This window comes from Nocardia noduli, assembly GCF_019038455.1.
Lineage (GTDB): Bacteria > Actinomycetota > Actinomycetes > Mycobacteriales > Mycobacteriaceae > Nocardia > Nocardia noduli.
In genome coordinates this window covers 16,151-28,273 of record NZ_JAFMPL010000108.1, presented here as the reverse complement: position 1 = coordinate 28,273, position 12,123 = coordinate 16,151, and the positions used below count along the sequence as shown (strand labels likewise).

General features: G+C 67.6%; 10 protein-coding genes. 9 read left to right on the top strand and 1 reads right to left on the bottom strand.

Annotated elements, in window-relative coordinates; all coding sequences use genetic code 11:
• The first annotated feature begins 125 nt into the window (after positions 1 to 125).
• The 7 genes from ssd (at position 126) to JZ792_RS42775 (ending at position 5,550) form a co-directional block, all read left to right on the top strand.
• Positions 126 to 1,235: a septum site-determining protein Ssd gene (gene ssd, locus JZ792_RS34580; protein ID WP_216917108.1), complete on the top strand. Its 1,110-nt coding sequence runs from the start codon at positions 126 to 128 to the stop codon at positions 1,233 to 1,235.
• A 157-nt stretch (positions 1,236 to 1,392) separates the two neighbouring features.
• Positions 1,393 to 2,616 (top strand): TadA family conjugal transfer-associated ATPase, encoded by a 1,224-nt coding sequence (locus JZ792_RS34575; RefSeq protein ID WP_216917107.1) that lies wholly within the window; start codon positions 1,393 to 1,395, stop codon positions 2,614 to 2,616.
• Positions 2,613 to 3,404 carry a type II secretion system F family protein gene (locus JZ792_RS34570; RefSeq protein ID WP_308165571.1) on the top strand — a complete coding sequence of 264 codons (792 nt, stop codon included), beginning with the start codon at positions 2,613 to 2,615 and terminating at the stop codon, positions 3,402 to 3,404. Before JZ792_RS34575 ends, JZ792_RS34570 begins: the two co-directional genes overlap by 4 nt.
• A 42-nt stretch (positions 3,405 to 3,446) precedes the next feature.
• Positions 3,447 to 4,061: a type II secretion system F family protein gene (locus tag JZ792_RS34565; RefSeq protein WP_216917106.1), complete on the top strand. Its 615-nt coding sequence runs from the start codon at positions 3,447 to 3,449 to the stop codon at positions 4,059 to 4,061.
• A 501-nt stretch (positions 4,062 to 4,562) separates the two neighbouring features.
• The gene (locus JZ792_RS34560; RefSeq protein ID WP_216917105.1) at positions 4,563 to 4,727 is read left to right on the top strand and encodes a DUF4244 domain-containing protein; all 165 of its coding nucleotides are present in this window, start codon (positions 4,563 to 4,565) and stop codon (positions 4,725 to 4,727) included.
• Positions 4,728 to 4,762: 35 nt separating this feature from the next.
• Positions 4,763 to 5,092 (top strand): TadE family type IV pilus minor pilin, encoded by a 330-nt coding sequence (locus JZ792_RS34555; RefSeq protein WP_438804421.1) that lies wholly within the window; start codon positions 4,763 to 4,765, stop codon positions 5,090 to 5,092.
• 53 nt (positions 5,093 to 5,145) lie between these two features.
• Positions 5,146 to 5,550, top strand: coding sequence for an Rv3654c family TadE-like protein (locus JZ792_RS42775; RefSeq protein WP_308165573.1), 405 nt, complete (start codon positions 5,146 to 5,148; stop codon positions 5,548 to 5,550).
• A 298-nt stretch (positions 5,551 to 5,848) separates the two neighbouring features.
• Here JZ792_RS42775 and JZ792_RS34545 read toward each other — a convergent pair whose 3' ends face one another.
• Positions 5,849 to 8,191, bottom strand: coding sequence for a DEAD/DEAH box helicase (locus JZ792_RS34545; protein WP_216917103.1), 2,343 nt, complete (start codon positions 8,189 to 8,191; stop codon positions 5,849 to 5,851).
• A gap of 499 nt (positions 8,192 to 8,690) precedes the next feature.
• Between JZ792_RS34545 and JZ792_RS34540 the strand changes: the two genes are divergently transcribed.
• Together JZ792_RS34540 and topA are read left to right on the top strand one after the other, a co-directional pair.
• Complete coding sequence (locus JZ792_RS34540) at positions 8,691 to 8,897, top strand: cold-shock protein (protein ID WP_011206895.1); 207 nt, start codon at positions 8,691 to 8,693, stop codon at positions 8,895 to 8,897.
• A gap of 365 nt (positions 8,898 to 9,262) precedes the next feature.
• On the top strand, positions 9,263 to 12,064 hold the full coding sequence (gene topA / locus JZ792_RS34535; protein WP_308165572.1) for a type I DNA topoisomerase: 2,802 nt from the start codon (positions 9,263 to 9,265) through the stop codon (positions 12,062 to 12,064).
• The last annotated feature ends 59 nt before the right edge of the window (positions 12,065 to 12,123 follow it).

Below are 12,123 nucleotides of genomic sequence, written 5' to 3'. Positions count from 1 at the left end.
GTCCTCTATTCCGGGGTAGATCACCTGCTGTTTTCCGGTCGCGAATTCATCCACAGCAGGCGAGTTATCCACATTCGGCATATCGGGGCTGTCGCACAGGCGCCATCTCAACCACGCTGACCTGCATGGATTCCACTCCGGATCGGATGGCCACCACCCCGCCCGCCCTTGTTCTCATCGGGGATACGCGGCTGCGCGACGAGGTCCGCCGTATCGCGGCCGCCGCCGAACGCGCACTCGACGAGCGCGATGTTCCCGTCGGCCGTCACACCTGGGCTTCTGCCCCTTTGGTGATCCTCGACACACCCGCTGCCACGGCCTGTGCCGAGGCCGGAAACCCCCGGCGAATCGGCGTCGTCCTGGTCACCGAGGGCGAACCGGAACTGGCCGATTGGCAGTGCGCGGCGGCGGTCGGCGTGGAGCGGGTGATCGCGCTGCCCGGCGCCGCCGTCGGGCTTATCGAGAAGTTTGCTGAGCACGGTGAGTACCGCGCGGGAGACGGTGTCGTCGTGGCGATCGCGGGTGCGGGAGGCGGCGCGGGCGCCTCGGTTCTCGCGGCCGCGACAGCGCTGCGTTCGGCCGCGCGCAAGTTCCGTCCCGACACCGTCCTGGTCGACGGAGCGCCGCTCGGCGGTGGCCTCGACCTGCTGCTGGGCATCGAGACGGTCTCGGGACTGCGCTGGCCCGATCTGGTCGTCGAAGACGGTCGGGTTTCGGCGGGCGCACTGCACGACGCCCTCCCCGCCGCCGCGCCAGGACTGTGCGTGCTCGCCTGCGGGCGCGGTGGTGCCGGCCGATTGCCGGGGGAGATCGGCGCCGCCGCGGCCCACGCTGTGATCGAAGCAGGCCGTGCCGCAGGCGATCTCGTCATTTGTGATGTTTCGGGCGAGCGCGGCCCGCACGCGGACCGGATGATCGACTGCGCGGATCTCGTCGTGCTCGTCGTTCCCGCTCAGCTGCGCGCCATCGCGGCGGCCGAATCCGTGGCGACGCGGATACGTCAGCGAAATCCCAATCAGGGCTTGGTGGTTCGTGGACCGGCACCCGGCGGACTACGAGGAGCGGAGGTCGCCGAACTCCTCGACCTCCCGCTGCTCGCCGCCGTCCGAGCCGAAGGCGACCTTCCCGCCCGGCTGGAAAGGGGCGGTCTCACCCTGCGGCGCGGCCCCTTGCGCAGCGCGGCCGACGCGATCCTCTCGGTCCTGAGCGCACCCGCCGTTCAGGGGGTGCGATGACCGGGACCGGAGATTCCCGCACCGGTGCGGACTGGCAGACCGGTCGGCGTTCGGCGGCGCAGTCCCGCTCCGAACCGACCGGCCGAGCGAGTACCGGCCGTCTCACCGCCTGTCGTGGGTGCAGGGCACGCTTCGCGCGAACAACGGGTCGGCCGCGATGAACGCGGCGACTACGAACACGGTGGTGACGGGGGAACTGCTCGACCGGGTCCGCGAGCGATTGGCGAGCGGTTCGGCCGATCCCGACCCGGCGCAGGTGGTCGCCGCTGTCCGAGCCGAGGCGGGCGGCGTACTCGGCGACACCGATCTGCTCCGCGCGTTGCGCCTGCTCCAGACCGAGATGACCGGTGCGGGAGTGCTCGAACCGCTGCTGCGCGACCCGGAGGTCGCCGATGTCCTCGTCACCGCACCGGACGCGGTGTGGATAGATCGCGGCCGTGGGCTGGAGAAGACCGAGGTCACCTTCGCCGACGAGGCGGCGGTCCGCCGCCTCGCGCAACGGCTTGCCCACTCGGCGGGACGTCGTCTCGACGACGCGCAGCCGTGGGTGGACGGCAAACTGCCGGGAACCGAAGCGGCGCTCGGTGCTTCGTTCGGCGTGCGGCTGCACGCCGTGCTCGCCCCGATCGCGCACGGTGGCACCTGTCTGTCGCTGCGCGTTCTGCGTCCCGCGACCCAGGGTCTGCCCGCCCTGGTATCGGCCGGTTCGATCCCCGTCGAGGTCGAACCACTGCTGCGCGACATCATTCGGTCGCGCCTGGCATTCCTCGTCGTCGGTGGTACCGGCGCGGGAAAGACAACCCTATTGTCGGCGCTGTTGGCCGAGGTGGATTCGCGGGAGCGGGTCGTCTGCGTGGAGGACGCCGCCGAACTCGCGCCACCGCACCCCCATGTCGTCCGGTTGGTCGCGCGCACCGCGAATGTGGAAGGCATCGGAGCCGTCACGGTTCGCGACCTCGTCCGCCAGGCGTTGCGGATGCGGCCCGACCGCATCGTCGTCGGCGAGGTTCGAGGAGCCGAGGTCGTCGATCTCCTGACGGCGTTGAACACCGGCCACGACGGCGGCGCGGGAACCGTCCACGCGAACTCGCCGCGCGAAGTCCCGGCCCGCCTGGAGGCGCTCGCGGCCCTCGGAGGCATGGACAGGTCGGCCTTGCACAGCCAACTGGCCGCCGCCGTACAGGTCGTTCTGCACGTCCACCGCCGCGCCGACGGATCACGCGGATTGCGCGAGATCGGGGTCCTCGAACGAGACCGGCACGGACACGTCCGGGTCGTTCCCGCATGGCGCTGTGACACCGACGCCACACCGGCGCGGGCCGCGCTCACCGGTCTGCTCGCGGAGCGGGCCACGCCCTCAGCCCACGAGGGTGCGCGGTGACGGCCGCGGCGGTCAGCCTGGCGTTGGCACTGGTGATCGCACCACGGCCCGCCGCGACTCGACGTCGGGAACGGCTGTTCGGGAACGCGCCGATCGTTCGACACGGCACGCGCCGCCTCGCGGTCGGTATCGCGGTCGCGATCGTCGCCGTCGTCATGGCGCTGCTCGGAATCGGCCCGGTGATCGCCGGGGCGCTGGTCGGAGCGACCGCCGTGGTCAGGGCGCGGAAAGTGCGTCGCGATCGTCGGCGTGCGACCGAGAACACTCATCTCCTGGAAGCCCTCGAGGCAGTCATCGGGGAATTGCGGGTCGGCGCGCATCCGGGTACCGCGGCAGGCGTCGCGGCGGAGGAAGCACGGGGAGTCGCCGCGCACGCGTTCGCGATCGGTGCGGCGCGCGGCAGGCTCGGTGGTTCGGCGGCGGAGGGATTACGCCTGCCGGATGCGGTCGTCGCCGACGAACTCGACCGCATCGCCGACGCCTGGCAGGTCGCCGAACAGCATGGACTCGCGCTCGCCGAACTACTCACCGCGGCCCGCACCGATCTGCTCGGCCGCATCCGATTTCGCGCGCGTACCGACGCCGCGCTGGCGGGTGCGCGTGCCACGGCCGCCGTCCTCGCCGGGCTTCCGCTGCTCGGTGTCGGTCTCGGCCAGCTCATGGGCGCCGCGCCACTGCGGGTGCTGTTCGTTTCTGGTCCGGGAACGATCCTGTTGCCGCTCGGCGCGGGACTGATCTGCGCGGGTCTGCTGTGGACCGATGCCATCACGGGAAAGGCACTCGTATGAATCGCCGTGGGATGTGCTCGAAGTCGATGAGAGGAGGGTGGGGTGCTCGTCGCCGCGATCGCTTTATTACTGCTCGCCGTCGCCGTGCTGGTTCTGCCGGGACGGGTCGCCGTCGACCGACGATTGCGCGCGGCGAATCCGCACGGCGCGGAAACCTCGGCGCGCGGTCGACTGCGGGTCGAAACGACCGACCCGCTCGCGGTGTCCTCGGTATTCGACCTACTCGCAGCCTGTCTACGAGCCGGTATGCCGATGGCGGGTGCCGCCGCGGCCGTGGCTCCCGGTGCGCCGGAAGTCCTGCGCGAAGCGCTCGTTCGCTCGTCCGGCCTGCTGGAGCTCGGTGCCGACGCGACGACGGCGTGGGAACGCGCGGTGCGCGACGCGAGTGGGCGACCGGGCGCCGAGGAGGTCGAAGCGCTGGCGCGGATGGCGCGGCGCTCGGCTCGCTCCGGCTCCTCGCTCGCCACGGCCATCGGCGAATTGGCGGAACAGCGGCGCGGTGCGGCGGCGGATGTGGCAGCCGCACGCGCCGAACGTGCGGGGGTGCTCATCGCGGGGCCGCTCGGCCTGTGCTTCCTGCCCGCATTCCTCTGTCTCGGCATCATTCCGGTCGTGGTCGGCCTGGCCGCGCACGTGCTCGGCGGTGGTCTGCTCTGACCGCTTCCGGTCCATCGGTCCTCGCGTGGTTCCGGGATGCCAGGGCGACGACCGGCCGGAATCGGACCGGGTGGCGCCCGCACAAGTTGTGGCCCGCCGTTACGTCACGTGCTGATCGGTCGCACAGCACGCGGTCCTGGGATACGTACTCCGCGTACACCGCCGAGCCGATCCGCATTGCGCGGGTCGAGGTGCACGCCGAGTCGGAGTGCGCGAGTTCACCCACTGTCGGAACTTGCCCGCGCGGAGCAGCCGCTCGGGCCGAGGGGAGAGGGGCACATGGTGCGAAGCGACGATGTCGCGGATGCGGTGAAACATGGGGCGGAGGCGCGATTCGAGGGGGCACCGGCCTTTCGTCTCCCGAACGCGCGGGTCTCCGGCGTGGCGAGGGCCGCTCCGGTAATGCCGTGCGATCCGATCAGGCCGGTTTCGACCGTTCATCCGATCCGTTCCGCACCACAGCGAATCCAGCTGTCACTGTGGAAGATTCGATACCGAATCATGCGCGCGGTGGTCACCGAGGAGGGCATGTCCACCGCCGAATACGCGATAGGGACCATCGCGGCGGCGGCATTCGGCGCGGTGCTGTACGGCGTCGTCACCGGCGATTCGATCGTCGACGCGCTGACCAAGATTATCGAGCGGGCGCTCGACACGGCGGTCTGACCTCGCGGTTCCGGCGTTGTGGTAGGACCGTTCTGGTGGAAGAACGGGGCGCGGTGACGGTCGAGGCCGCCATCGCGTTGACGGCGATCGTCGCGGGTGTCCTATGTTGTCTCGGAGCGTTGCTCGCGGCGTCGACACAGGTGCGCTGTGTCGACGCCGCTCGCGAAGCCGCACGTCTCACCGCGCGCGGCGACCACGAGAACGCGACCGTCGTGGCCCGCCGGGTCGCACCACCGGGCGCGGAGATCACCATCCGCGGCGGAGGCGAGCACATCGTCGCGGTGGTCTCCGCCGAAACCCCATTACTCCCAACCCTCGTCCTACGAGCCGAGGCGGTCGCGGCACCCGAGCCGGGGACGCGATGAGGGTGCGGGCGCCGTTCTCACGCGGGCGCACCCCCATCGCGGACCGTCGCGGGGTGATCGCCTCGGGCGGGTGTGGGCCGACCGAATCGGACCGTCGCGCGCGGTGGGATTCGGACCGGGGCGGGGCGACGGTTCTCGGGTGCGTGGCGGTCACCGCGCTGATCGCGGTCACGCTGATGATCGCTCAGGTGGGTGCGGTCGTGGTGGCGCGGCATCGGGTGCAGGCCGCGGCGGATCTCGGCGCACTGGCCGCGGCGGGTGCGCTGGTGGCGGGAACGGAAGTGGCGTGTGCCGAGGGAGAAGAAGTAGTACATCTCATGAGTGCGCGGATGCGCGGTTGTGAAGTTGTCGAATGGGATGCCGTGATCAGCGCGGAAGGGAATGTACCAATAGGTCTGTTCGGGCACCGTTCCGTTCGCGCTGTCGCGAGAGCGGGGCCGTTGACTGATCAACAATGACCGGTGCGTATAGGCACCGATCAGTGGTAGTGCGCGACGGGGTTATTTCACCAATAGGGTGGTCGAATAATCGCGGTATTGCATCAATTCTCGGAGTGTTCGTGGAAATGCGGTGAAGGTAACCGCACGTCGGACGCGAATGCGTGTGGCAATAAGCCAGTTAACATGAAACTAGTCCTCTTTATTCGGACCCGGCGAGCCGCCCGGTGGCCGGGGAGGCGTGGGAGGGCTCCCGGTAGCTGACAGCTGGTGACCTCGGCTCACATCGCCGGCCGGTCACGCCGGGAGCGCGCCCGGGTCACGAATCGAAAAAGCGGTCTCGACCGGGCGGAATCCCGGTCTCGTCGCCGTCGAGTTCGGCCACTACGGCCGCGAGCAGACAGACCGCCCCGGCCTTGTCGAGCGGGTGGTTGCCGTTGCCGCATTTGGGGGACTGGACACAGGAAGGGCATCCGGTCGCGCATCCGCACGAATCGATGGCTTCCAGGGTGGCCGACAGCCATCGGCGCAGCTGAACGAATCCTCGTTCGGCGAAACCCGCGCCGCCTGCCTGCCCGTCGTAGACGAAGATCGTGGGGAGGCCGGTATCCGGGTGCTCCGCGGTGGACACGCCACCGATATCCCAGCGATCGCAGGTCGCGACCAGGGGGAGCAGGCCGATTGCCGCGTGTTCGGCCGCGTGCAGGGCTCCGGGGACCCGATGCGGTGCTATCCCGGCGGAGGCCAGCAGCGCCGGTGTGACGGTGTAGAGAACGGCCCTGGTCGGCAGGATCTGCGCGGGCATCTCCAGTTCGACGAGGCCGAGCGTTTCGCCGGTGACAAGCGTCCGGAGGTAGCCGACCACCTGACTCGTCACCCTGACCTGGGCCAACGCACTGGTCACCGCTCCGTGTCGGTGCTGTTCGGTGATCGCGTCGACGGCTATCGAGGTCAGTTGCCTGGCGCTGGTCGTCCATCCGGGTTCTGCGGCGTGGACGAACGCGACGCCGCCGTCGAGATCCAGCTCATCGACGACATAGGTATCGCCCTGGTGCAGGTGAACGGCCCCTTCGTGGAGGGTGGCGGGCGCACGGCCCGCGTCGGCGGTGCCGAGCAGCCTGCCCGTTTCCGAGTCGACGATCGCGACGGGTGTGCCGATACCCCCGCGCACATCCACCGCGTCGTGCGGCTGCGTTTCGGCGGTCACGTACCAGCGCGCGTCCGAGCCGGTGGATCGTCGACGGATCATGCCCTGAGCTGCGAGTTCTTCGAGGACTTCGCGTGCGCCGAACGCGTCGACCTCGGCATCGGTCAGCGGATGTTCCATGGCCGCGCACAGCAGTTGCGGGCCGAGCACGTAGGGATTGCTCGGATCGGTGATGGTGGCTTCGATGGGTTTGTCCAACAGCGCGTCCGGATGGTGCACGAGATAGGTGTCGAGCGGATCGTCCCTGGCCACGAGCACGACGAGCGATCCTTGCGTACGTCGCCCCGCCCGGCCCGCCTGCTGCCAGAACGAGGCGACAGTGCCGGGGAAACCGGAGACGATCACGGCATCCAACCCCGCGATATCCACCCCGAGTTCCAGGGCATTCGTCGTCGCCGCGCCAAGTAGCGCCCCGCTCGACAACGCCGCTTCCAATTCTCGGCGGTCCTCGGCCAGATATCCGGCCCTGTAGGCGGCGATCCGGGTGCTGAGCTGCGGGTCTACCTCCGCGAGACGCCGTCTGGCGTCCATCGCGGTCAGTTCCGCGGCCCGCCGGGATCGAACGAAAGTGAGCGTGCGCGCGCCCTCTGCCACCAGATCGGCCATGATCCTGGCCGACTCGGAGGTCGCCGACCTGCGGACCGGAGCCCCGTTCTCCCCGGTCACGGTGGTGAGCAGGGGCGGCTCCCACAGCGCTACCGTGCGCGGACCCTGCGGTGAGCCGTCCTCGGTGACGGCGACGCACGGTGCGCCGATGAGCCGTGACGCGGCCGCTTCGGGTTCGGCGGTGGTCGCCGAGCAGAGGATGAAGACCGGATCGGCGCCGTACCGTGCGGCGACACGTCGCAACCTGCGCAGCACCAGCGCGACGTGCGAACCGAAGACTCCCCGGTAGGCGTGGCATTCGTCGATGACGACATAGCGCAGCCTGCGCAGCACGCGGGCCCAGCGTTGATGTGAGCGCAGTATCCCCAGGTGCAGCATGTCCGGATTGGTGAAGATCCACCGTCCGTTGGCGCGTACCCACTGCCTTATCTCGGCCGGAGTATCACCGTCATAGGTGGCGGGGTGAATATCGCGCAGTGGTCCCACGTGGGTCAACGATCCGATTGCCCGCAACTGATCGGCGCCCAATGCCTTTGTGGGGGATAGATAGAGCGCGGTGGCGCGCGGGTCTTGCAGGAGGGCGGTCAGCACCGGCAGTTGGTAGCCGAGCGACTTGCCGGATGCTGTTCCGGTGCTGATCACGACGTTGCTGCCGCCTGCGGCGAACTCGGCGGTCCTGGTCTGATGAATCCACGGGGCGTCGACGCCGGTCTCGCGCAACGCGGTGACAACCTCGGGAGCGGCCCAATCGGGCCAGGTAGTGGTGCGTGCGACCCGCGCGGGCAGCTCGGCGACATGGGTGAGTCCGGTGTCGGAACCGGGCACTCCTTCCAGGACACGATTCAGCAACGATCGCCCGTATCCGAGGGGGTTGCCGGCGTTCGCTGAGGTCGCTCCGACGGCATGATTCACCTCCGAACGTCCACAACACGTGCGGAAAGTGTGAAACGTGCGTAGTTAGCAAGGTTCGGGCACCTTTTCGATACCCAATAGCGACCTGGGTCACAGCCGGATTGCTGAACGTGCACTCGGTTATCGCTAAGCAAACGAACCTCAAGTCTGGATTCGGGCATTGTGTCCCTTACCTGCGCATTCGCAAGATCAAGTTTTTTGCAAATTGTCGGTAACTCGACTGTTGAATTGCTCGAAGACATGGTTCACTGGTTCCTGGTCGCAAGCTTCTGTGTTCGAGGGACGGATCCAAAGTCCAAACCGTCAGCAGGATCGATGTTGCGAACGGTGTGCTTGGTTGCTTTCCTGCAGGGGGAACCAACAGTACAGCGCTCTCAACGGGCCCGGTGGACGAACCCAGTTGTCCGCCGTTCCGGTAGAAAAGAGAAGGAACAGAATGGCACAGGGAACTGTGAAGTGGTTCAACGCGGAGAAGGGGTTCGGCTTCATCGCGCCCGAGGACGGGTCCGCTGACGTCTTCGTCCACTACTCCGAGATCCAGGGGTCCGGCTTCCGTACCCTCGAGGAGAACCAGAAGGTCGAGTTCGAGGTCGGCCAGGGCACAAAGGGCCCGCAGGCCACCGGAGTTCGCGCGCTCTCCTGAGCGACGCCACGATTCAGCTCGTCCCTCACCGCCGGTAACGGGGGTGAGGGACGAGCTATATCTGGGGTAGGACACGATCCGATACACGCCGTGCCCGGACATGTCGCGGCGGGTGTGGTCGGGCACACTGCATACTGAACGGCGGTGACCACGTACGCTCGGTGGTTCGAGTCGCAAGCACTCGAACGCAGCCGGCGTCAAGGTATAAACGTGTCTGGTAGCGGCTCGAGTAGTAGCCGCTGCTGTTTACCCCAGCCGCGCATTGCGCGTAACAGCGTCGCGCGGGTCGAGAAGGAAAGGTGTATTCGCCGGTGGCAACACGAGACCGCGGTGCAGCCGACCAGGGCCGTCCCCTGCGTCGTCTCGTGATCGTCGAGTCCCCGACCAAGGCCCGCAAGATAGCGCCCTATCTCGGGCGCAATTACACGGTCGAGGCCTCTGTCGGTCATATCAGGGACCTTCCGCGCGGTGCCGCGGATGTCCCCGCCAAATACAAGGGGCAGTCCTGGGCCCGCCTCGGTGTCGATGTCGACAACGACTTCGAGCCGATCTACGTGGTGAGCCCGGATAAGAAGGCCAAGGTCACCGAGCTCAAGAGTCTGCTGAAAGACGCCGACGAGCTCTACCTCGCCACCGACCCCGACCGCGAGGGCGAGGCTATCGCCTGGCATCTGCTGGAGACGCTCAAGCCCAAGGTGCCGGTCCGCCGGATGGTGTTCCACGAGATCACCGAACCCGCGATCCTCGCCGCCGCCGCCGATACCCGTGAACTCGACTCGGATCTGGTCGACGCGCAGGAGACCCGCCGCATCCTCGACCGTCTGTACGGCTACGAGGTCAGTCCGGTGCTGTGGAAGAAGGTCATGCCGCGGTTGTCGGCGGGCCGCGTGCAGTCCGTCGCGACCAGGGTGATCGTGCAGCGTGAGCGTGAGCGCATGGCGTTCCGCTCGGCCGAGTACTGGGATATCGCAGCCAAGCTCGACGCCGGATCCGGCGACGAGAACACCACCAATCCGCGGACCTTCGGTGCGCGCCTGGTCAACGTGGACGGCGCACGGGTCGCCTCCGGTCGTGATTTCGGCCCGGACGGGCAGTTGAAAACGGCCAACGGCGTCGTCGTGCTCGACCAGGCCCATGCCCGCCGACTCGCCGAGGCGCTCGACGGAACCGCGCTGGTGGTCTCCTCCGCGGAAGCCAAGCCCTATACGCGTAAGCCGTATCCGCCGTTCATGACCTCGACGTTGCAGCAGGAGGCCGGGCGCAAACTGCGTTTCACCTCCGAGCGCACCATGCGGGTGGCGCAGCGGCTCTACGAAAACGGCTACATCACCTACATGCGTACCGACTCGACGACGTTGTCGGAGTCGGCCATCGCCGCGGCCCGTTCGCAGGCGACGCAGTTGTACGGCGCGGACTACGTCTCGCCGTCGCCGCGTCAGTACACGCGCAAGGTGAAGAACGCGCAGGAGGCACACGAGGCGATTCGTCCGTCCGGTGACACGTTCCAGACCCCGGGGCAGCTGCATTCGCGGCTCGACAACGACGAATTCCGCCTCTACGAACTGATCTGGCAGCGCACCGTCGCCTCGCAGATGGCCGACGCGCGCGGCACCACGCTGACATTGCGGATCACCGGCGTCGCCGGCACTGGCGAGGAATGCGTCTTCTCCGCTTCCGGCCGCACCATCACCTTCCCCGGCTTCCTCAAGGCCTACGTGGAGAGTGTCGACGAAGAGGCGGGCGGTCAGTCCGACGACGCCGAATCCCGTCTCCCCGCGCTGGAAGAGGGCCAGGGCGTCACCGCGGTCGAGCTGAATCCCGATGGGCACAGTACGAATCCGCCCGCGCGATACACCGAAGCGTCGCTGATCAAGACGCTCGAGGAGCTCGGCATCGGGCGACCGTCGACGTATTCGTCGATCATCAAGACGATCCTGGATCGCGGCTACGTGTACAAACGCGGTAGCGCGCTGGTGCCGTCGTGGGTGGCGTTCGCTGTCATCGGACTGCTCGAGGCCTACTTCGGCCGACTGGTCGACTTCGATTTCACCGCGGCGATGGAAGACGATCTCGACGCGATCGCCGGTGGGCGTGAACAACGCGGAAACTGGTTGTCCAGCTTCTATTTCGGTGGCAGCAGCGGTGCCGAGGGGTCGGTGGCGCGGTCCGGTGGGCTGAAGAAGATGGTCGGCGGGCAACTCGACGATATCGATGCCCGTGAGATCAACTCGATCAAACTGTTCAACGACGATCAGGGACGCGATGTCGTGGTCCGGGTCGGTCGCTACGGTCCGTACCTGGAACGGATGATCGTCAATCCCGATGATCCCGAGGGTGATTCGATCTCGCAGCGGGCCAACCTGCCCGACGATCTGCCCCCCGACGAGCTGACCAACGAGGTCGCCGAGGAGTTGTTCTCGACTCCGCAGGAGGGGCGCAAACTCGGTGTCGATCCCGAGAGCGGGCACGAAATCCTCGCCAAGAAGGGACGTTTCGGTGATTACGTCACCGAGGTCCTGCCGAAACCGGCCGAGGAAGCCGCGACACCCGCGAAGAAGACGGCCAAGAAGACCACGGGACCGAAACCGCGCATCAGTTCGCTGTTCAAGTCGATGGATCTGGCCACGATCACCCTCGAGGACGGGCTCAAGTTGCTGTCGCTGCCGCGGGTGGTCGGGACCGACCCCGCGTCGGGCGAGGAGATCACCGCGCAGAACGGTCGCTACGGACCCTATTTGAAGAAGGGGACCGATTCGCGGTCGCTGGCCGACGAGGATCAGATCTTCACGGTCACGCTGGAGGAGGCATTGAAGATCTATGCCGAGCCCAAGCGTCGCGGTGGACGCGCGGCCACCGCGCCGCCGCTGCGTGAACTCGGCAACGACGCGGCCACGGGCAAGCCGATGGTGATCAAGGATGGACGCTACGGCCCGTACGTCACCGATGGCGAGACCAATGCCAGTCTGCGCAAAGACGATGCGGTGGAATCGATCACCGATGAGCGGGCCTCGGAACTGCTGGCCGATCGGCGCTCGCGCGGTCCGGTGAAGAAGACCGCGAAGAAGGCGCCAGCGAAGAAGACCGCCGCCAAGAAGACGGCGGCCAAGAAGACGACCGGCGCGGCCAAGAAGGCTCCGGCCAAGAAGACGGCAGCGAAGAAGTCCTGAGGTGCGAACCGACGCACCGACCACGGTGAGTCGTGTCGGTACCTGCGGCTAGGGTGTAT